The following is an 18,126-nucleotide window of genomic DNA, read 5'->3' as shown; positions in this document are numbered from 1 at the left end:
GCCGCCCAGTCTGTTAGAGCCACTTGAGGAACTTGTGCCAAGTGCCTTCCGCCTCGCGGCGTTCCTTTTCGGAGAGCGTCTTCTGGTACTCAAGGTAGGAGACCTGTGCCCGCTCCTTGGAGTACTTGTATATCTCCGGCAGGTCCTTGAAGTTTTCCGCCACGTACATGTAGCGTTTCCAGGCCGCGCCGTAGCGGCTGCTGTTCCAGTAGAAGTCAGCGATGAAGATCTCGTGCTGCGCCATGCGCGTACGGCACTTCACGATCCAGTTGGGGGCGTCCTTGCCCCACTGGGTGTTGGGGTAGGCGTCCTTGAGGACGGTGAAGTACTGAATGGACTCGTTCAGGCCGTCCTGGGGCATGTCGATGGAATCCAGCCTGCGGAAGATGGAGACGCCGACCTGGTAGAGCACGTAGGGGATCTGCTCGTGCCTGGGGTGCAGGGCCTCGAACTCCTTGTAGGCGTCAGCGGCCTGCAGGAACTTGTCGTCCATGAAGTAGGCGTCGCCCAGGCCCACGATGCCGTCAGGCGTGTAGGGGCTGAAGGGATAGCGGTCCTTGAGCTTCAGGAAGTATTCCTGAGCTTCGGTGTACTTCTTCTCCTTCATGGCCTCGCGCCCCGCTTCCCAGAGTTCCTGGGCTGTGTCTTCAGGAGGGGGGAGGAAGTAATAGTCGATGAAGCCGCAGCCGGAGAGGCCGAACAGGAGCAACGCCAAACAAAAGGCGCGGGCGATGGTGGATCTTGTCATGTGTGTGATTTCGGGGGCCGGGTTTTAGTGATGCCCCAGTGTCTCCAGGTAACTGATGACTGTGCTCGCCGCCAAGGCCCCGTCACCCACGGCCGTGGCCACCTGGCGGACGTTCTTGGAACGGACGTCTCCGGCGGCGTAGATGCCTGGGATTGAGGTGCGGCACTCCTGATCGGTGACGATGAACCCTTTGCTGTCCAGTTCGATGCCCGCGGGGAAGAATCCGCCCTGCGGCTCGTAACCGACGAAGACGAAAACGCCCTCCACGTCGATCCTTTGGACGACACCGGTTTTCACGTTCCTGACCATTACGGCCTCGACTTTGTCCTGCCCGACGATCTCGTCCACCACGGAGCTGCGCAGGATATCGATGTTCGGGTGAACCTCGCACTTGTCCTGGTAGCAACGCTGGGCGCGGAAATCGTCCCGGCGGTGGATGAGGTAGATTTTTTTGACCAGTCTTGCAAGGTACAAAGACTCTTCAAGGGCGGAATTGCCTCCGCCGATGACGGCCACGTCCTGGCCCCTGAAGAAGTTTCCGTCGCAAAGGGCGCAGTAGGAGACCCCCTTGCCCAGAAGCTGCTTCTCGCCCGGCAGGCCGACGCGCTTGTATTGCGCGCCGCTGCAGATGATGATCGCCCTGGCGTGGAGGGTTTCCTCGTCGAGCTGGACGCGATTCACGCCCTCGTGGGGCTCGATGGATTTGACGGTGCCGCTGATGTGCTCCACGTTGGGATAAGCGGAGAGATGCTTCGAGAAGATGTCCGCCAGCTTCCAGCCCTCGATGCCCTCGGGATAGCCGGGGTAGTTCTCGATGAGGTGCGTCATCAGAACCTGTCCGCCGTGGGCCAGTTTCTCCACTAGAGCGACTTTCAGGTCGGACCTGGCAAGGTAGAGGGCCGCCGTAAGCCCCGACGGCCCGCCCCCGACGACCACGGCGTCGAACATTTTCATGAGACTAGAGCGCCTTCTGGCTGATCATTTCCTTGATGGAGGATTTTGAGACGGCGCCGGTGATCTGTTCCACGACTTCGCCGCCCTTGAACAGGATCAGAGTGGGAATGGCGCGGATGCCGTACTTGCTGGGGGTGGAGGGGTTCTCGTCAACGTTCATCTTGGTCACTTTCACCTGGCCGGTGTACTCGTTGGCCAGCTCGTCGATCACGGGGCCCATCGCACGGCAGGGGCCGCACCAGGGCGCCCAGAAATCGACCAGGACAGGGAGCTGGCACTTGAGGATTTCTTCTTCAAAGTTCGCATCGGTGATCTGGATGGCCATTGTGATTCTCCTTTGCTGTTGCTTGGCGGGCGCGGAAGGGCCATCACAACGAAGCGTCCCGCGGGTTCGCGGGGCGTTCGGGCGGCGTTCCGGCTTGTTTGGTTCTTACAGAACGTCCTCGATTTTGAGAAGCGAATAATTTCGGAATTTTTCGAAATCGGCCTCCGTATCCGCGTGGGTGGTGCGGATTGCGTCGGCCTCATCCAGGTTGTCCAGCAGGATGTCCACCAGGGTGGGATCGAAGTGCCTGCCCCGCTCCTCACCGAGAATCTGGACGACCTTCTCCATGGAGAAAGCCGGCTTGTAGACCCGGCGGGAGCTCAAAGCGTCGAACACGTCCACCAGGGCGGTGATGCGCCCGAACAGGGGGATGGCCTCCCCCGAAAGCCCGCGCGGATAGCCGTTGCCGTCCCAGCGCTCGTGGTGGGTCAGGGCCACGGACTGCGACGCCATGAGGATGGGATTGGAGTCGCCCTTGAGGATGAGCGCGCCGATGAGCGTGTGGTACTCCATGGTGGCGCGCTCCTCGGGGGTGAGCAGCCCCGGCTTGTGCAAAATGGAGTCCGGGATGCCGAGCTTGCCCGTGTCGTGCATGGCCGCGCCCCAGTGCAGAAGCTCGAGCCCGTTCTTGTCCATGCCCAGATTGCGGCCCAGCAGCAGGGCGTATTCGCTCACCCTGGTGATGTGGTTGGCCGTCTCCTTGTCGCGGTATTCGGCCGCCAGGCCCAGCCTGAGCACGCTGTCCAGCCAGGACTTCTGCAACGCCATGGTCAGTTTGGCGTTGACGATGGCCACAGCCGCCTGGGAGGCCAGGGCTCCCACCACGGGCAGGCACATGGAGTCGAAGGGGACCACGCGTTTCCCTTCGGGCGTTTCACGTGTGGCGTTGATGAGCTGGAGCACGCCCACAACCTCGTCCTTCTGGTCCATCATGGGCAGGGAGAGCATGGAGTGGGTGGAATAGTCGTTGGCGCGGTCGCTGGCAGGGTTGAACCGGTACGGTGCGGACGGGTCTATGTCGTAGACGTCGGCAATGTTGACCATTTCCTTGCTGACGGCCACGTACCCGGCGATGGATTCGGCGTTGAGGGGCAGTTCGTAGGTTTTGAAGAGGGCCCGGCAGGCATCCTCACCGAGTCTTTCCGACAGGGTGCCGTTCTGCGAGGTTTCGAAGCGCAGCACGCTGCCGTCCACCAGATAGACTGAACCCGCATCGGCTCCGGTGAGCTTTCGGGCTTCCAGCAGGACCATTTCGAGCAGATCGCCCAGGACACGGGTGCTGGAGAGTGCGAGCCCGACCTTGATGAGCTGGCCGGCTTGGCTCTCGAAGGAAAAAGCGGGCACATCGCCCTGGTGAGCAACGTGACAGGGTTCCATGATTTTCGACCCTTATCCGGGCATCTCCAAAAAGTCCAGAGGTATGGGCCTGCCCCTGGGTATGGACGTCACCTCGGGGCCGTGCCGGTAGCCCGCCCTGAGCATCATCTCACCCAGGTAGGCGACCATCACCGCATTGTCCGTGCACAGACTGGCTGAAGGCAGCACGCAGGCAAGCCCCCGCTGCTCGCACATGCGGCCGAGCACACGCCGGATCATGGAATTCGCGGCCACCCCCCCGGCAACGATGAGGGTTCCGGCCTCGGGGTGCTGGTCCGCCGCACGTTCGGTCTTGATGCGCAGGGTGTCGGCCACGGCGCTGTTGATTGAGGCGCAGAACAGAGGCAACCCCGGGATGTCGGGCAGCTCCCCGTCCGGGAGCGCGGGCAGCCGCAGGTGCGGATTCTGCGAGATGTGGCGTGCGACGGCGCTCTTGAGTCCGCTGAAGCTGAAGTCCAGCCCGGGGTTGGCCGTGTACGGCCGGGGGAAGAGCTTCTCGTCGGGTTGCACTGCGCTGCCCAGGATGTCGATGTACTTGCCGCCGGGATAGGGAAGGTTCACCAGCTTGGCGGCCTTGTCCAGGGCCTCGCCGGCGGCGTCGTCCAGGGTGCGGCCCAGCAGCTCGAAATCGAAGGGGGAGCGGATGAGATAGAGGTGGGTGTGGCCGCCGGAGATGAGCAGCCCAAGTGCCGGGAACACGATCTCATGCTCGATCCCGGCCACCAGAAGGTGGGCGTGGAGGTGGTTGACGCCCACCAGGGGCACGCCCAGCCCCTGGGCCAGGCCCTTGGCGAGATTCATTCCCACCAGCAGGCTGCCCAGCAGGCCCGGGCCCCGCGCCACGGCCACGCCCTGGATGTCGCCCGGAACGAGGCCGGCGCTGGTTAGTAAGCCGGAGAAGAGCGCCGTGGCCTTGCGCAGGTGCTCACGCGAGGCCAACTCGGGCACCACGCCCCCGAACAGGGCGTGGAGCTCCACCTGGCTGGCCATGCGCTCACCGAGCACCCTGCCCTCCGACACGAGCGCCAGGGCCGTCTCGTCGCAGGATGTCTCGATGCCCAGACAGATCATTTCTTATGCTTGCGGTAGATCTCCATCACCTTGTCCACATCGTTGCGGCTTCCGATGAACAGGGGCACGCGCTGATGCAGCTCGGATGGCTCGATCTGCAGGATGTCGATTTCGCCGTCGGTGGCCTTGCCGCCCGCCTGTTCGATCAGGAAGGCAAGGGGATTGGCCTCGCACATCAGCCGCAGCTTGCCCCTGGGCTTCTTGGGGTCCTGCATGTCGGCGGGATAGAGGAAGATGCCGCCGTAAAGCAGGTTGCGGTGGAAGTCCGCCACGAGGGAGCCGATGTAGCGTTGCGAGTAGGGCTTGCCCCGGGAGTTGTCGGTGCTCTTGAAGTAGCTCACCGCCTCGCGGGTGGCCTCGTCCCAATAGATCCAGTAGGCCTCGTTGACCGAATAAATCTTGCCGGTCCCGGGGGTCTTGATGTCGGGATGGGAAAGCAGGAACTCGCCCACGCTGGGGTCCATGGTGAAACCGTGAACGCCGCGCCCGGTGCTGTAGACCATCATGGTTGAGGTGCCGTAGAGGAAGTATCCGGCCGCCACCTGGTCCGCGCCCTTCTGCAGCACGTCGGCCAGCGTCGCGCCGCATTTGCAGTTCGACTTGCGGCGGTAGATCGAGAAGATGGTGCCCACGTTGACGTTGGCGTCGATGTTGGAGGAGCCGTCCAGCGGATCGAAGATCAGGATGTAATCCCCCTGGGGCATGTTCTCCGGTATCTCGATGACGTCGGCGTTCTCCTCGGAGGCGATGGCGCAGAGCACGCCGGCGCGCTCCATGCGGTAGATCAGGATGTCGTTGGCGTAATCGTCGAGCTTTCGAACGGCCTCGCCCTGGACGTTGACCTCGCCCGTCAGGCCCAGCACATCAACCAGCCCGGCCTTGTTCACCTCGCGGGAGATGATCTTGGCCGCGAGGATGAGTTCGTTGAGCATGGAGGTGAACCGCCCGGTGGCCATGGGCGATTCCTTCTGGTGCAGCAGCAGATGTTCGGTGACGGTTACCTGGCGCATTGTTGCTCCTTCCTGGAAAGCGTTACTGCGCCGGAACCTGGGCCGGGGCCTGAGCCGGTGCGGGTTCGGCGGCGGGCTGGGGCTGGGGGGCGGCCTTGGGCTGCTTGGGCTGCTCCTTCACCGTCTCGATGGCGTAGATCAGGTACGTCTGCGCCACCGCGCGCGCCTGCCACTGGAACTTGCGGCCGCCCACGGTGTCCTGGCCGGTGACGTTGGACTTCAGGATGTTCTTCCACTTGAGCTGGGCCATGGCCTGCCCGGCACCCGGGTCGTCGCCGCCCCACAGGGTTTCGCCCGGGGACATGATGAGCAGCTTGCCCGGTTCCGGGGACTGCTTGGCCAGGCTTGAGGCGTCGAAATGGGCCACCAGGATGCCCACGAAGTCGTTCTCGACGTAGAGCGGCTTGGCGATCATGATCTCGGCTCCAAGCTCCGTGACGGAGACGGCGGCGGCCATCTTGCGCTCTTTGTACAGCTTCTCGAACTCCACCAGGGGGGCGAAATCAACCTTCTTGATGGAGAACGAAGGCTGGCGCCTCACCAGGGTGCCGGTGGGGCTCAGTTCGGCCAGACCGGTGAGCCAGGGGAAGGACGTCATCACATTCTGCACCCATTCGGAATCGGGCGGGGCATCCTGGGCGGAAAGGGCGCGCAGCAGGTATTCAAGCTGGGCGTCCACGGGGGTGAACAGCTCGGCGAACTTGAGCACCGTGGGGTCGGAGGTGCCCAGGTCGGTCAAGTCGATGGTGGGGTCGACGTTGACGTATTCCTTGTACATCTTCTTGGTGCTCTTCCAGTAAGGCTTGACCGTGTCGCAGCCGGAGGCGGCGAAAAGGGCGCAGACCACCAGGGCCAAAATGACGCGCTTATGCATGAGGCCGATCCTTCTTAACGGGGTGATGGACGTGCTCCGCCCGAATTGCATTCGATGCGTCTACTCTCTGGAGCGGGCGTTATCAAGCGGGTGTTCAGGCCGTGGCCCGCGCGTCAAGGCGACTGGCGAGCGCCTCGAGCATGCTCACCAGCTTGGCGCCGGATTTCGGCTGCGCCTCAGGCGCGGATTTGGCGGGGGAAGCGCCGGAGGAAACCAGGAGGTTGATCTCGTCCATGCGGGCGGAAATATTCTTCCTCTCCTGTTCGGAGGAGGCAAGGCGCAGCAGGTCGCCGTAGATTTCGAGGGCGGCCGCATAATCGCCGTGGCGGGCAAGAAGCTCGGCCATGGTGCGGGTGCGCACGGCGGCCACGTTTTCCGAGGCGCACTCGGGGGGCAGCATCTCGGCCGGCGCGTGGCGCTGCTGGGATTCGATGCGCTGGGTCAGGGCCATGACCTCCTCGGCGCCGCGCAAGGAGAACAGCTCGGATTCGCAGGCGGCGGAGCGCCCCGCGGCCGGGGCCTCGGCGGGCGCTTTGGCCTCTCCGAACTGGGCGGTGAGCCCCTTTTCCATCAGCGACAGCCAGGAGATCTCCTTGCCTTGCAGGGAGAGGGCCAGAAAGCGCAGGGCCAGGGCGGCGTCCTTGGAGAGGCCGGTGGCCTTGGCGGCCCACAGGGTCCACACGGCGGGGTAGTCGGCCAGCATGGGGGAGACGGCTTCGAACTGGCAGGCGGCCTCGTCCTCGCGGCCAAGGCGCATCAGGAGCTCCACAAGCAGGAACTTGGCCTCCATGTGGCCGGGATGCAGATTGATGGACTTCTGGAGGACGGCGACGGCCTCCTCGGTTTCGCCTTGCGCGGCAAGCATCCTGCTCAGGGGGAAGAACACCCGGGAGTTGGGGTCGTCCGAGAGAACTTCGCGGTAAAAATCAATTTTTGATGTCATCGCCGACGCTTCCTTCAGGGTATTGTCCGGGGAAAAGATAGATGATCTCGTTGTCGCGGAGGTAGTTGCCGTGGGCGCGGGTCATCTTTTCGGTGAAGGCCCGGTCGGACTTGAGCCAGCGAATCTCCTGGCTCAGGTCGAGCGAGCGCCCGGCCAGGGCGTCTATGCGCATCTTCAACTGCTTCTGGTGGTTCTTGAGATCGAGATAGGCGAATACGCCCTTGTCGCTCCAGACGAGGTTGTACAGCAAGACGGCGTTGCAGAAGAGGATCAGAGCGAGGAGCAGGCGCCGTATGAACATGGTCTATTGCAGGGTCTGGTTTTTGGTTTCGCCCGCACGGGCCATGGCCGAAGGCGTTTTCAACTCTTGCAGGAAACGCTCGGTAGCGTTCTCTATCCGGGCGACATCCTCTTCGTCAAGATCGATCCCATCCATTTCATTGAGGAAAGACTTCAACACCTTGAATTCCGGCAGCAACATGCTCCCGGAATCGATGCGTTGAAGAAGCGGCTCCAACTCCAGGATGGTCTGGAGGCAGTTCACGATGCGCGCCGCCAAAGTTGAAGACCTGGTTCCTTCCATCGTTTCATGACCCGCCGCGATGAGGCTTCATTGGAGTGAACTCTGTATCTTCGCCCAGCCGGAACGTCCCTGAAGGCATTGCCCGTTCCAGCGCGAAGCGGTCCCTGCATTGGAGCATCGCACATTGCCGCGCGGAAAGCAAAGCCAATTCACGCCGGAGCGTCAAAGCCGCAAAAAAACACGACTCGGGCGCAAAGGCGGAAGGCGTTCACACTCCTCGGACAACAGGTTCGGCGGCGCGGCTCATGCCTTGTTGGGGGGCCAGCTCCTGAAGAAGCTGTACATGTAGTTCGCGCCGGAACCGATGGTCAGGCCCAGGGCGACGTAGAGCATCATTGTGCCGAAGGGCTGCGGGTCGAGCCCGAACACGGGGTAATGCAGGATCAACGGACACAGGGCGATGATTTGGATGATGGTCTTGAGCTTGCCGAACCTGTCCGCGGCGATGACCACGCCCATGTCCGCAGCCACTGCTCGCAGGCCGGTGACGGCCATCTCGCGCCCGATGATGATCACCGCGACCCAGGCCCCCACCCAGTCCAGTTTGACGAGCATGATCAGCACCGAGCAGATCAGCAGTTTGTCGGCCAGCGGGTCCAGAAATTTGCCGATGTTGGTCACCAGCCCGAGCCGCCTGGCCAGCAGGCCGTCGAACACGTCCGTGACCGAGGCCGCCATGAAGAGGAGCGTGGCCGCCAGGCAGACCCCGGGGCCCGGAAAATAGAGCATGGCCACCAGAAAGGGGACCACCGCTATCCGGGCCAGGGTCAGCGCGTTGGGCAGGTTCAGCAATGTTTTGAGCAAAGGGCCGCTCCGTTTTCCGACTCGGCCCCAAAGGGCGGATGACCGCCATTCAGGGCCCGGGCAAATGGTTGCGCTGGTTTCAGCCGCCCAGGGTGGCGTGGGCTTCCAGGCTGGACTGGGCCGCGCGGTCGATGGCGTCGGCCAGGGCCAGCAGGGCGTCCTTCACGGGGGAGGCCTCGTCCATGAGGGCCACGGGCCTGCCCACGTCGCCGGCCACAACGGCCACCGGGTCCAGAGGGATGGCTCCCAGGAATTCGATGCCGTACTTCTTGGCCAGCTCCTCGCCGCCGCCCTTCTTGAACAGGGCGATCTCCTTGGAGCAGTGGGGGCAGATGAGCCCGCTCATGTTCTCCACGATGCCCAGAATGTTGGCCTTGGCGTACTGCAGGAAGTTGATGGCCTTGCGCACGTCCGCCAGGGAGACCTCCTGCGGGGTGGTGACCACCACGCACAGGGCGTCGGGGATGGTCTTGAGCACGGTCATGTGCTCGTCGCCGGTGCCCGGGGGGGAGTCGATGACCAGATAGTCCAGCTCGCCCCACTGGATCTCGCCGATGAACTGGCGGATGGCCGAGGTCTTCATGGGGCCGCGCCAGAGGACGGCCTGGTCGGGGTCCTTGAGGAGGGACTCCATGGAGACCACGTAGAGGTTGTCGCCGCACTGCTTGGGGGTCACTTCGCCCTTCTCGTTGGCCTCCAGGTTGCCGGAGAGGCCGAGCATCCGGGGAACGCTGGGGCCGTGCAGGTCCACGTCCAGGATGCCCACCTTGTGGCCCTTGCGGGCCAGGGCCGCGGCCAGGTTCACGGTGACGGAGCTCTTGCCCACGCCGCCCTTGCCGCTCATGACGAAAATCTTGTATTTGATGCGGGACAACGCGGAGCTGATGCGCTCGTCCTGCTGCTGGGTCTTGGCGTCCTTGCAGTCGCCCGAGGCGGGCTTGCTGGCGCAGGTGCTCGCCTTGGAGCACGTCTTGCAACCGCCGCCCTGATCGCCTTTCTTCTTGATCTTCATGCTTTGTCTCCGTGCTTTCTACCAGCCGTGGCGTCCGACGAGGTCGACGAACATCACCTGACCGAGGTTCTTGCGCCCGATCCTGCCGCCTTCCTTGCGCAGGACGACCAGGGTCTGACTGCGCCGCTCCGGCCCGACGGGCATGATGAGCATGCCCGGGTCCGCCAGCTGGTCGAGGTAGGGCTGAGGGATAGAGGGGCCGCCCGCCGTGACCAGGATGCGGTCGAACGGGGCCTCCTCGGGCCAGCCCAGGGTCCCGTCGTCCAGCTTGAGGCGCACCCTGCCGTAGCCCATGGAATCCAGCCGGTTCCTGGCCAGTTCATAGAGTTCGGGCACCCGCTCCACGCTGTAGACCAGGGCGTCCAGCTCCGCCAGGATGGCGGTCTGGTATCCTGAGCCGGTGCCGATCTCAAGCACCTTCATGCCCGGGCGCACGTCCAGCTCGTCGGTCATCCAGGCCACCACATAGGGCTGGGAGATGGTCTGCCCCTGACCGATGGGCAGAGGATGGTCCCCGTAGGCGCTGGGCGTAAGCGCCTCCTCCACAAAGAGGTGGCGCGGCACCTTGCTCATCACGGACAGGATGCGCGGCGTGTGGATGCCGCGGTCCATGATCTGCTCCCGAACCATGCGTTCGCGGCTGCGTTTGGGATCGATTTCCATCTGTTCACCCGGTCCTTTGTTCGGAACTGGGGAGAGACACCAGATTTCCCCCGCCAAGTCAACGTCTTGACTTGACAGGGAGACTCTTCGAGGGTGGAATGACTATGAAACCCCAGCCAGGAGGAAGGACATGCTCACCGTCGGCGACCTCATGACCACACAGCTGTTCACCCTGCTCTCCTCCGACAGCCTGTACACCGCGAGGCAGATAATGGAAATGGCCCGCGTACGCCACGTGCCCATCGTGGACGGCGAGGACAACTTCATCGGGCTCATCACCCACCGGGACATGCTCGCCGTGGCCGTCTCCGAGCTCTCCGACATCGATCCCTCCACCCAGGACGAGCTGGACGCGGGCATCCCATTAAGCGAAATCATGCGCACGGACACCGCCACCGTCAACCCGGAGACCCTGCTGCGCGACGCCGCCCAGACCCTGCTGGAGCACAAGTACGGCTGCCTGCCCGTCCTGAAGGGGCGAAGGCTGGTGGGCATCATCACCGAGGCGGATTTCCTGCGGCTGACCATCAGCCTCATGGACGCCCTGGAGGAGCGCTCGGCGGGCTGATTGGCCCGGCTTCGCGCCCCTCCCGGGGCCGCCTTACAATACGCGCCCTACTCCACGCGCCTATTCCACGCGGATGATCTCGAAGCTCTCGCCGGTGAGGCAGACGCCCCCGGCGGGAGTGACCTCGAACGTGTTCTCCACGCCCACCATGCCCAGGCCCGGGATGCCCTGCTTGGGCTCCACCGCCAGGACCATGCCCTCCCGCAGGGGTTCATCGAAACCCCTGGCCAGTACGGGCCAGGCGTCCACCACCAGGCCGATGCCGTGGCCCAGGAAAGGCACCTTGTTGCCGCCCAGGCCCATGAAGCCCTCGGCGAAACCCTCACGGGCGGCCCAGTCGATCACATGGGCGTAGATCCGGGAGGGGATGGCCCCCGGCTTGAGTTGCTCGGCTGTCCAGCGCTGCACGTCCATGCAGAAGGCCTGGGCGCTGCTCACTTCGTCCGGCATGGCCGAGGCCCCGGGCCAGTACACCTGGGTCTTGTCGGTCTGGTAGCCCTCCAGGCAGAAGCCGCAATCCACGGAGAGGGGTTCCCCGCGCCGCCAGACCTGCCCGGCGTAGCCCATGAAGGGCACGCTGGGGTGCTCGCCGCGCAGGCCCAGGGGGCCGTTGTAGCCGCTGGGATAGTTGCCGGAATCGCCAGCGCTGACGTGACCCAGGAAGAGCTCGTCCCCCGCGCCGGCCATGCGCATCATGCCGCTGTGCCCCATCTCGAAGAAGATGCCCCAGATCAGGTGGGCCACCTCGCGCTCGGTCATGCCGGGCTTGATGCGCTGCGGCAGCGTCTCGCACATGGCCTTGGCGTGGCGGCGGCCGCAGAGGCGCATCTTGTTCAGCTCCCACGGGCTTTTCACGGACTGGGCCCTGGCCAGGGCCGCGTCGCCGGGCACGAAGCGCACGTTCTTGATGCGCGCCGTGAGCAGGTTGGCCAGGTTCCAGGGCAGCGCGCCCATCTCGGCGGCGATCTCCGAGCTCAGGGGCGAGCCCGCTTCGGCGCAGATGCCCTCGATGTCGCCGTAGGAGCGGAAGGGCATAATGTGCTTGAGCGGAGACTCCAGCCTGGCCCTGTCCAGGCCCTTGCGGATCATGAGCACCGGTTCCCCTTCCAGAGGCAGCCAGAGCACGCCGTTGCCGAAGGTGCCGGTGAGGTAATAGATGCTGAGCCTGGAGAACACCAGGAGCCCCCCGGCTCCGGGCTGTAGAAGGCCCAGGTGAACCCGGCAGGAGGCCTGGCGCAGCGCCGCCTCCTGGACGGGCAGGGTTTCCAACGCCTGATACATGCGAACGCTCCTTCATTCGGGCGGGGCCGCACTCCGCCCGGGCTTTGTTGAATCCTCTCCCGGCGCACGGCCGGAGCCGCCCTCCCGGACATTCCCCCTTGAGAAGCCCGCTGCTTTGCGGTTAGAAGGTCCGGGTCGGACACGAGCTTTCTAGCGATTTCTCACCTGAAGGAAAAGGCGGCTTTCATGCTCATCGGCGACGCCGAACTGCGCACCCTCTTGGACGGCTGCACGACTGTGGCCATCGTGGGCGCCAAGGACAATCCCGGCAGCCCCGTGGACGCCGTAGGGCGCTACCTCATCGGGCGCGGCTTCACCGTGTACCCAGTGCACCCGGTGCGCAAGGCCGTCTGGGGCCTGCCCGCGCGCGCGTCCCTGGCCGAACTGGACACTCCCGTGGACATCGTGAACCTGTTCCGCGCCTCGGCCAGCTGCCCGGAGCACGCCCGCGAGACCCTGGCCCTGCCCAGCCCGCCGCGCATGTTCTGGATGCAGTCCGGCATCTTCAGCCTGGAGGCCCGCACAATCCTGGCGGGCACGCCCATCACCGTCGTCGAAGACCTCTGCCTCATGGTGGAGCACCGGCGCCTCTTCCCCTCCATGTGACATGAACGAGAACACCACAGCCTTCGAATGCCGCCGTTGCGGCCACTGTTGCCTGGGCGAAGGCGGCATCGTGCTCACCGTCAAGGACCAGCAGCGCCTCGCCGGCCACCTGGGTCTGGAACTGGCCGCCTTCCTCGAGGCGCACACCACTACACGCGGCTCCAAGGTGCACCTGGGCGTTCGGACCGACGGTCTGTGCGTCTTCTTCGACGAAGGGTGCGGCATCCACCCTGCCCGGCCCGACATCTGCCGCGCCTGGCCCTACTTCCGGGGCAACCTGATCGACGACTCCAGCTGGGAGCTGGCCCTGGAATACTGCACGGGCATCAACCCCAACGTGCCCCATCAGGAATTCGTGCGCCAGGGCCTGGCCGCCCTGCGCGAACAGGGCGTGGGCGTCACCGGCGACCCTGAGGCCCCCAGCGCCCTCAAGCTGGACGGGATCGAGAAGCCATGAACGTGGAGGAGGCCCACCGCGTCCTGGGCCTTGGATCCGGCGCCACATTGGAGGAGGTCAAGAAGAGCTACCGCCAGCTCGCCTTCCGCTATCACCCTGACCTCAACCCGGACGACGCCCTGGCCAAGCGCAAGTTCCAGCGCATCAACGAGGCCTACCTGCTGCTCAGGCAGATTCTGTCCGAGGGCCCGCCCAAGGCCGCCCAGCGCCCCGGGCGCGAGAAGCCCAAGCCTCCGCCGAAGCCGGAGCCGGGCGCGTGGCGCAAGGCCAAGACCGCCTACACGGAAGCCTCCAAGGAAGAGCCGGAAAAGACCAACTACTACTTCCGGCGCGAGGACGTGCTGCAGGACCTGCTCAGGGACCCCTTCGCCCGCCAGGTCTTCGACGACATCTACAACGAGCTCAAGAAGCACCAGGGCGCGAAGCCCATTCCCGACGCCCCGGCCAGCCGCAAGCTGGACATCAGGATGGGCAAGTCCAAGTGGTCCATGGACTTAAGCGACGGCCTGGTCTCCGGGCTGCGCGGCATGCTCCTCAAGCAGCTCGACGACGAGCAGACCGTCACCGTGCCGCCCACCAGCATCCTGCCGGGAGCCAAGCTGCGCGTGGGAATCGCCCAGGGTCTCTCCGGCGAGGAGAAGACCGTCGAATTCACCATCCCCAAGGACTACTCCCTGGGCCAGCCCATACGCCTCAGGGGCCTCGGGCGACGCCTCGGCCCCTGGAAGGGCGATCTGTATTTGAGGATCACTTTGGGATGAGCACCCCGTCCGCCTGGATACGGGCCGCGGCCGTGGCTGTCGCGCTGTCAGCGGCGTTTAGCGTACCGGCCCAGGCCCAGGCCCCGCAACGCGTGGGCGGCCCCTGCACCTACCAGGAGCACCCGGGCACAGCCACCATCGTCAGCGTCACCGCCCTGCCCCGCACCTCCCCGGAGGCGTACCAGCCGCACAGGGTTCTCTTCACCTTCCAGGCCGAGCCCATGCTCGCCGATCCGCTCTACGCGCCCGGCAAGGTGCACGAGATGACCCTCACCGGCGGCGCGGCCCCGGGCAGGAAGTTCTTGGAGAAGTACGGGATAAAGCAGGGCAGGAAGATTCCCGCCGAGATCCGGCTGATACGCGGCGGAACGTGCACGCCGGTGCTGTTCAGGTTCCAGGGCATCGACCTGTCGGACAGGGTTGGGATGCGGGGGGCGTTGCCCTAGAATGGGAAGACTGGCAGGGGGAAGCCTCCGGCGGCCAAAGGGAGTTCCTCCCTTTGGAATCCTTTGCCGCTTCGCATTTTTATGTTGCTAGCGCACGGATAATCCTGATCTTTTCTTCAGCGCAGGGCATCCAAGACACTGCCCCTGCCGCGCCTGTCCCTCATTTGATTCCTTCCGCGCTGAAACAAATTGTCTCCCCGTCAGGGCTCAGCGGGCCGCGGCGTCTCGACATTCTTCAAATATGTCGGGGTGCTGCGGCCCGCTGAGCCCGGACGGGGAGACTCAAACCACAATATCCGTTTTTGATCCTAGCAGTGATACCCGCCGCCTCAGAACTCCCCATCCAGCAGCAGGTGCGAATAGTAGCCCGCCACGGCGGCGATGTAAAAGGGCATGAACGGCTGCCAACCAGCGTGCGCCACGACCATGGGCGCGATCAGGATGGCAGAAGGGATGAGGAGCCCGGCCCACCAGGTGTGGGTCCAGCCCCGGTGCGAGCCCACGGCGGGCAGGAGGGCGCAGAATCCCAGGAGCGCCGCGTAGCGGTACTGCTCCTTGAGGATCAGTGCGATGTCCGCGATGAGGGCCGCCCCGTAGTAGATGTGGCGGCCCTTGGAGTTGGTGTCCACGTCCGGGAAGAGCGAACCGAGCACGGCCACGGCCGCAAGCAACAGCATGACCTTGGGCTCCGGCCTGTACACTCCCAGCCACCACGCCGCGCCGAGCCCGCCGCCGACCACGGCCAGGGCTCCGGCCACATGTCCCTTGTATCCCGGCATGTCCGGGCTGCTACCATCGCCTCGCTCCATTGACAAGCCCATCTTGCCATCCAGCCACATGATAAGGCCGGGCCAACCTTGCGGCGGACCCGGCCTTGATCACTCGAAGAGATGCGCGCGGACCTAGAACATGTCCTTCTCGCACTCCTTGATGGTATCGTCGATGACCTTCTGCAGCTTGGCGGGCAGGCCCATGATGTCCACGTTGAGGAAGCCGCGCACGATGGTGGAGGTTGCCTCTTCCTGGTCCAGGCCGCGCGCCATGAGGTATTCGATCTCCTCCTGGGCGATCTTGCCCACGGCGGCCTCGTGGGAGAGCTCCACGCCGTCCACGGTGGCCTCGAGCTCCGGGATGGCGTGGATCACGCCGCCGCCCAGGATCAGCCCCTTGCACTCCAGGTGGCCGCGCGCGGGCACCGCGTTGCCCGCGATGTGGCCGCGCGCGATGATGGTGCCGCCGGTGGTGATGGTGCGGGCGATGGTCTCGCCGCGGGTTTCCGGGGCGGCCAGGATGATGCGGTTGCCGGTATCCACGTGGGAGCCCTCGGGGGCCACCATCACGGAGTTGAAGCGCGCCACGGCGCCTTTGCCCGCCAGGGTGATGGTGGGGTACATCTGCAGGTCGCTCACGGGCTTGAGCAGCACGTAGTTATTGAGCAGCACGCCGCCCTCTTCCACCACGCCGGCCGAGCGGGGACGCACCACGGTGTTCTCCGCCCAGTTGTGGATCATGGTGAAGGTCAGCTTGGCGTTCTTCTTGACGTAGAACTCCGAGATGCCCATGTGCGCGGAGCCCTTGGACTCGTGCGCGGCGGAGCAGCCGGTGATGATGTGCAGCTCGGAGTCTTCCTCCACAACGATGATGTTGTGCACGCTCTGGCCGATGTTGTCGCCCTTGATGAACAGGCAGGACTGCACCGGTTCGGTGATCTTGGCGCCCTTCTCCGTGCGGATGAAGTAGCCGCCGTGGAGGTTGTCCGCCGCGGCCCTGGTGAACTCATCCTTGTCGGGGTCGATGAGCTTCCAGAAGTACTCCTTGAGGCCGTCGTACTTGTCCATGGCCGTCTTGATATCCAGGATCTCGACGCCCTTCTGGCGGGTCTTGCAGTGCACGGCCCCGTGGTTCATGTGCATGTACGTGCCGCTGACCGCTTCGGCGGAGACGTCGACACCGGCCATGAGCAGCTGGTTCTTGTCGGCTTCGTCCAGGGTGGTCAGGTCGGCGATTTCCAGGGGCGCAGGGGCCGTGAAGTCGAATTTTTTCAGATCGATGGGCTTCATGTGGGCAACTCCGTTAGGCAAGGCAGCGCAGGCATTCCTGGTAGCCGAAGCGGCTGATGTGATCCAGGATGTCGCGGGGGTTGGATTCGCAGCAGAGCTTGCCCTCGTACATCACCTGGCCCCGGTCGGCGTTGATGTACTCCAGGATGTAGCCCGTGTGGGTGATGATGAGGCCGGCCACGTTGCGCGAGCATTTGGCCATGCGCAGGCTGCGCTCAACGGTCATGCCGCACTCGCCGCCGAGCAGCTCGCGCACGGTGTTGCCGATGAGCTTCATGTTCTCCAGGTCCACGCCGGATTCGGGCTCGTCGAAGAGCACCAGGTGCGGCTGCTGGGCCATGAGCTGCAGGAGCTCCGAGCGCTTGATCTCGCCGCCGGAGAAGCCCGCGTTCACGTCGCGCTCCAGGAAGTCGGTCATGTTCACGCGCTTGGCCAGGGCGTCCACGTCGATGTCGCGGCCCTGGGCGGCCATCTGCACCATCTGGCGCAGCTTGAGCCCGTGGATGGTGGGCGGCCGCTGGAAGGACATGCCCATTCCCAGGCGCGCACGCTCGTAAATGGTGGCGTGGGTGATGTCGTGGCCGCGGAACATGATGCGGCCCTCGGTGATGGTATAGTTGCCGAAGCCCATGAGGCTCATGAGCAGGGTGGTCTTTCCGGATCCGTTGGGCCCGAAGAGGATGAAGGTTTCGTTTTCCTTGATTTCGAGGTTGATGCCCTTGAGCACCTCCCGTTCGCCGATCTTCACATGCAGATTTTCTATGCTGAGCATGATGCCTCGCCTTTGGACAAGTGATGCCGTTAAAAAAGCAAAAGAACAGATTAGTTCAGATGGTGGCCGCTGTCCAGCCGTGCGGGTTCAGCGGCGCTCGTAGGCTTTATCCTCGGGAAGGTAGCAGTAGCGGCAGTCCAGGGGGCCAAGCAGGCGCACCACCAGCAGCCCGAACAGGAAGCCTCCGGCATGGGCCCACCAGGCCACGGACTGGCCGTCTTCCAGGGGCGTGGCGGCGTATAGGCCCGAGGTGATCTGGATCAAGAACCATATGCCCAGGAAGGCCACTGCGGGCAAATCCACGATCCAGGGTATGAACACGATGGGGATGAGCGTCACAACCCGGGCGTGGGGAAAGAGCCGGAAATATCCGCCCATGACCCCGGCGATGGCCCCGGAAGCCCCCACCACGGGCGTGGTGGAGCCCGGGTTGAACAGCAGGTGCATGGCCAGCGCCGCCACGCCCGAGAGCAGGTAGAAGGCGGCGAAGCGCCAGTGGCCCAGGGCGTCCTCCACGTTGTCCGCGAAGACCCAGAGCACCCACATGTTCAGGATGAAGTGCAGCCAGCCCCCATGCAGGAACATGTAGGTCACCGCCGAGTCGAAGCCCTGGGAGGGGAATCCGACGGCCTCGGCCCAGGCCGGGTCCGTGAGCCGGGCGGGCACCGCGCCGTAGAGTTGCAGCAACAGGCCCAGGCCCTTGCTTGGCAGGCTCAGCTCGAACAGGAAGGCCACAAGGTTGACTGCGAAGATGATCACCACCACCACGGGCTTGCGGATGTTGGGGACGTTGTCCTTGATGGGGATCATG

The 18,126-nt window shown here is 64.4% G+C and carries 22 protein-coding genes and 1 pseudogene; 5 read left to right on the top strand and 18 right to left on the bottom strand.

The genetic code is table 11. From position 1 onward, the window contains the following. Window positions 1-13 precede the first annotated feature (13 nt). From MLE18_RS00515 to MLE18_RS00455, 13 genes and pseudogenes are all read right to left on the bottom strand, one after another. A complete protein-coding gene (locus tag MLE18_RS00515) occupies window positions 14-748 on the bottom strand; it encodes an outer membrane protein assembly factor BamD (RefSeq protein WP_243366312.1) in 735 nt (244 codons plus the stop codon). Between the two features lie 24 nt (window positions 749-772). Continuing rightward, entirely contained in the window at window positions 773-1,702 is a 930-nt protein-coding gene (gene trxB, locus MLE18_RS00510) for a thioredoxin-disulfide reductase (RefSeq protein ID WP_243366310.1), read from the bottom strand. Between the two features lie 4 nt (window positions 1,703-1,706). Next, window positions 1,707-2,039 (bottom strand): annotated as a pseudogene (trxA, locus tag MLE18_RS00505) (thioredoxin); the annotation flags it as partial. A gap of 93 nt (window positions 2,040-2,132) precedes the next feature. Next, complete coding sequence (locus MLE18_RS00500) at window positions 2,133-3,371, bottom strand: GAF and HD-GYP domain-containing protein (protein ID WP_243366308.1); 1,239 nt, start codon at window positions 3,369-3,371, stop codon at window positions 2,133-2,135. A 45-nt stretch (window positions 3,372-3,416) separates the two neighbouring features. Continuing rightward, window positions 3,417-4,475 carry a tRNA (adenosine(37)-N6)-threonylcarbamoyltransferase complex transferase subunit TsaD gene (gene tsaD, locus MLE18_RS00495; RefSeq protein WP_243366306.1) on the bottom strand — a complete coding sequence of 353 codons (1,059 nt, stop codon included), beginning with the start codon at window positions 4,473-4,475 and terminating at the stop codon, window positions 3,417-3,419. Further along, on the bottom strand, window positions 4,472-5,485 hold the full coding sequence (gene fbp / locus MLE18_RS00490; RefSeq protein WP_243366304.1) for a class 1 fructose-bisphosphatase: 1,014 nt from the start codon (window positions 5,483-5,485) through the stop codon (window positions 4,472-4,474). The genes tsaD and fbp overlap by 4 nt, the downstream gene beginning before the upstream one ends. A 22-nt stretch (window positions 5,486-5,507) precedes the next feature. Continuing rightward, the gene (locus tag MLE18_RS00485; protein ID WP_243366302.1) at window positions 5,508-6,359 is read right to left on the bottom strand and encodes a hypothetical protein; all 852 of its coding nucleotides are present in this window, start codon (window positions 6,357-6,359) and stop codon (window positions 5,508-5,510) included. Window positions 6,360-6,453: 94 nt separating this feature from the next. Further along, entirely contained in the window at window positions 6,454-7,302 is an 849-nt protein-coding gene (locus MLE18_RS00480; RefSeq protein ID WP_243366300.1) for a tetratricopeptide repeat protein, read from the bottom strand. Further along, entirely contained in the window at window positions 7,286-7,603 is a 318-nt protein-coding gene (locus tag MLE18_RS00475) for an FtsB family cell division protein (protein ID WP_243366299.1), read from the bottom strand. The genes MLE18_RS00480 and MLE18_RS00475 overlap by 17 nt, the downstream gene beginning before the upstream one ends. 3 nt (window positions 7,604-7,606) lie before the next feature. Next, the gene (locus MLE18_RS00470; protein WP_336605547.1) at window positions 7,607-7,861 is read right to left on the bottom strand and encodes a hypothetical protein; all 255 of its coding nucleotides are present in this window, start codon (window positions 7,859-7,861) and stop codon (window positions 7,607-7,609) included. Window positions 7,862-8,128: 267 nt separating this feature from the next. Further along, window positions 8,129-8,677, bottom strand: a complete 549-nt coding sequence (gene pgsA / locus MLE18_RS00465) for a CDP-diacylglycerol--glycerol-3-phosphate 3-phosphatidyltransferase (protein WP_243367465.1) — start codon at window positions 8,675-8,677, stop codon at window positions 8,129-8,131. 91 nt (window positions 8,678-8,768) lie between these two features. After that, a complete protein-coding gene (locus MLE18_RS00460) occupies window positions 8,769-9,701 on the bottom strand; it encodes an Mrp/NBP35 family ATP-binding protein (protein WP_243366295.1) in 933 nt (310 codons plus the stop codon). 18 nt (window positions 9,702-9,719) lie between these two features. Beyond that, complete coding sequence (locus tag MLE18_RS00455) at window positions 9,720-10,364, bottom strand: protein-L-isoaspartate(D-aspartate) O-methyltransferase (RefSeq protein ID WP_243366293.1); 645 nt, start codon at window positions 10,362-10,364, stop codon at window positions 9,720-9,722. Window positions 10,365-10,494: 130 nt separating this feature from the next. Here MLE18_RS00455 and MLE18_RS00450 point away from each other — a divergent pair, with 130 nt between their 5' ends. Further along, entirely contained in the window at window positions 10,495-10,932 is a 438-nt protein-coding gene (locus MLE18_RS00450; RefSeq protein ID WP_243366291.1) for a CBS domain-containing protein, read from the top strand. Between the two features lie 60 nt (window positions 10,933-10,992). Here the strand turns inward: MLE18_RS00450 and MLE18_RS00445 are convergent, their stop codons facing one another. Next, window positions 10,993-12,213 carry a M24 family metallopeptidase gene (locus MLE18_RS00445; protein ID WP_243366289.1) on the bottom strand — a complete coding sequence of 407 codons (1,221 nt, stop codon included), beginning with the start codon at window positions 12,211-12,213 and terminating at the stop codon, window positions 10,993-10,995. 186 nt (window positions 12,214-12,399) lie between these two features. Between MLE18_RS00445 and MLE18_RS00440 the strand changes: the two genes are divergently transcribed. Genes MLE18_RS00440 through MLE18_RS00425 form a run of 4 tightly spaced genes read left to right on the top strand, consistent with a single transcriptional unit; the run spans window position 12,400 to window position 14,483 of the window. After that, window positions 12,400-12,819: a CoA-binding protein gene (locus MLE18_RS00440; RefSeq protein WP_243366287.1), complete on the top strand. Its 420-nt coding sequence runs from the start codon at window positions 12,400-12,402 to the stop codon at window positions 12,817-12,819. Window position 12,820: 1 nt separating this feature from the next. After that, window positions 12,821-13,276 carry a YkgJ family cysteine cluster protein gene (locus MLE18_RS00435; RefSeq protein WP_243366285.1) on the top strand — a complete coding sequence of 152 codons (456 nt, stop codon included), beginning with the start codon at window positions 12,821-12,823 and terminating at the stop codon, window positions 13,274-13,276. Next, window positions 13,273-14,037: a J domain-containing protein gene (locus MLE18_RS00430; RefSeq protein WP_243366283.1), complete on the top strand. Its 765-nt coding sequence runs from the start codon at window positions 13,273-13,275 to the stop codon at window positions 14,035-14,037. Before MLE18_RS00435 ends, MLE18_RS00430 begins: the two co-directional genes overlap by 4 nt. Then, on the top strand, window positions 14,034-14,483 hold the full coding sequence (locus MLE18_RS00425; protein ID WP_243366280.1) for a hypothetical protein: 450 nt from the start codon (window positions 14,034-14,036) through the stop codon (window positions 14,481-14,483). Before MLE18_RS00430 ends, MLE18_RS00425 begins: the two co-directional genes overlap by 4 nt. A 329-nt stretch (window positions 14,484-14,812) precedes the next feature. Here the strand turns inward: MLE18_RS00425 and MLE18_RS00420 are convergent, their stop codons facing one another. From MLE18_RS00420 to MLE18_RS00405, 4 genes are all read right to left on the bottom strand, one after another. Beyond that, on the bottom strand, window positions 14,813-15,262 hold the full coding sequence (locus MLE18_RS00420; RefSeq protein WP_243366277.1) for a metal-dependent hydrolase: 450 nt from the start codon (window positions 15,260-15,262) through the stop codon (window positions 14,813-14,815). A gap of 123 nt (window positions 15,263-15,385) precedes the next feature. Then, a complete protein-coding gene (locus tag MLE18_RS00415; RefSeq protein ID WP_243366275.1) occupies window positions 15,386-16,543 on the bottom strand; it encodes a SufB/SufD family protein in 1,158 nt (385 codons plus the stop codon). 13 nt (window positions 16,544-16,556) lie between these two features. Then, a complete protein-coding gene (locus MLE18_RS00410; protein ID WP_243366273.1) occupies window positions 16,557-17,315 on the bottom strand; it encodes an ABC transporter ATP-binding protein in 759 nt (252 codons plus the stop codon). 87 nt (window positions 17,316-17,402) lie between these two features. Further along, a complete protein-coding gene (locus tag MLE18_RS00405) occupies window positions 17,403-18,125 on the bottom strand; it encodes a rhomboid family intramembrane serine protease (RefSeq protein ID WP_243366271.1) in 723 nt (240 codons plus the stop codon). Window position 18,126: the final 1 nt, after the last annotated feature.

The sequence above is a fragment of the Fundidesulfovibrio soli genome (genome assembly GCF_022808695.1).
Taxonomy (GTDB): domain Bacteria; phylum Desulfobacterota; class Desulfovibrionia; order Desulfovibrionales; family Desulfovibrionaceae; genus Fundidesulfovibrio; species Fundidesulfovibrio soli.
The sequence above is the reverse complement of the archived record's forward strand: the minus strand, read 5'-3'. Positions and strand labels throughout refer to the sequence as shown.

Bases quoted from the DNA above. Each gene is read 5' to 3' on its own strand.
- MLE18_RS00515 (WP_243366312.1), bottom strand. From the start codon at position 748: ATGACAAGATCCACCATCGCCCGCGCCTTTTGTTTGGCGTTGCTCCTG.
- trxB (WP_243366310.1), bottom strand. From the start codon at position 1,702: ATGAAAATGTTCGACGCCGTGGTCGTCGGGGGCGGGCCGTCGGGGCTT.
- tsaD (WP_243366306.1), bottom strand. From the start codon at position 4,475: ATGATCTGTCTGGGCATCGAGACATCCTGCGACGAGACGGCCCTGGCG.
- fbp (WP_243366304.1), bottom strand. From the start codon at position 5,485: ATGCGCCAGGTAACCGTCACCGAACATCTGCTGCTGCACCAGAAGGAA.
- MLE18_RS00485 (WP_243366302.1), bottom strand. From the start codon at position 6,359: ATGCATAAGCGCGTCATTTTGGCCCTGGTGGTCTGCGCCCTTTTCGCC.
- MLE18_RS00480 (WP_243366300.1), bottom strand. From the start codon at position 7,302: ATGACATCAAAAATTGATTTTTACCGCGAAGTTCTCTCGGACGACCCC.
- MLE18_RS00475 (WP_243366299.1), bottom strand. From the start codon at position 7,603: ATGTTCATACGGCGCCTGCTCCTCGCTCTGATCCTCTTCTGCAACGCC.
- MLE18_RS00460 (WP_243366295.1), bottom strand. From the start codon at position 9,701: ATGAAGATCAAGAAGAAAGGCGATCAGGGCGGCGGTTGCAAGACGTGC.
- MLE18_RS00455 (WP_243366293.1), bottom strand. From the start codon at position 10,364: ATGGAAATCGATCCCAAACGCAGCCGCGAACGCATGGTTCGGGAGCAG.
- MLE18_RS00450 (WP_243366291.1), top strand. From the start codon at position 10,495: ATGCTCACCGTCGGCGACCTCATGACCACACAGCTGTTCACCCTGCTC.
- MLE18_RS00445 (WP_243366289.1), bottom strand. From the start codon at position 12,213: ATGTATCAGGCGTTGGAAACCCTGCCCGTCCAGGAGGCGGCGCTGCGC.
- MLE18_RS00440 (WP_243366287.1), top strand. From the start codon at position 12,400: ATGCTCATCGGCGACGCCGAACTGCGCACCCTCTTGGACGGCTGCACG.
- MLE18_RS00435 (WP_243366285.1), top strand. From the start codon at position 12,821: ATGAACGAGAACACCACAGCCTTCGAATGCCGCCGTTGCGGCCACTGT.
- MLE18_RS00430 (WP_243366283.1), top strand. From the start codon at position 13,273: ATGAACGTGGAGGAGGCCCACCGCGTCCTGGGCCTTGGATCCGGCGCC.
- MLE18_RS00425 (WP_243366280.1), top strand. From the start codon at position 14,034: ATGAGCACCCCGTCCGCCTGGATACGGGCCGCGGCCGTGGCTGTCGCG.
- MLE18_RS00420 (WP_243366277.1), bottom strand. From the start codon at position 15,262: ATGCCGGGATACAAGGGACATGTGGCCGGAGCCCTGGCCGTGGTCGGC.
- MLE18_RS00415 (WP_243366275.1), bottom strand. From the start codon at position 16,543: ATGAAGCCCATCGATCTGAAAAAATTCGACTTCACGGCCCCTGCGCCC.
- MLE18_RS00410 (WP_243366273.1), bottom strand. From the start codon at position 17,315: ATGCTCAGCATAGAAAATCTGCATGTGAAGATCGGCGAACGGGAGGTG.
- MLE18_RS00405 (WP_243366271.1), bottom strand. From the start codon at position 18,125: ATGATCCCCATCAAGGACAACGTCCCCAACATCCGCAAGCCCGTGGTG.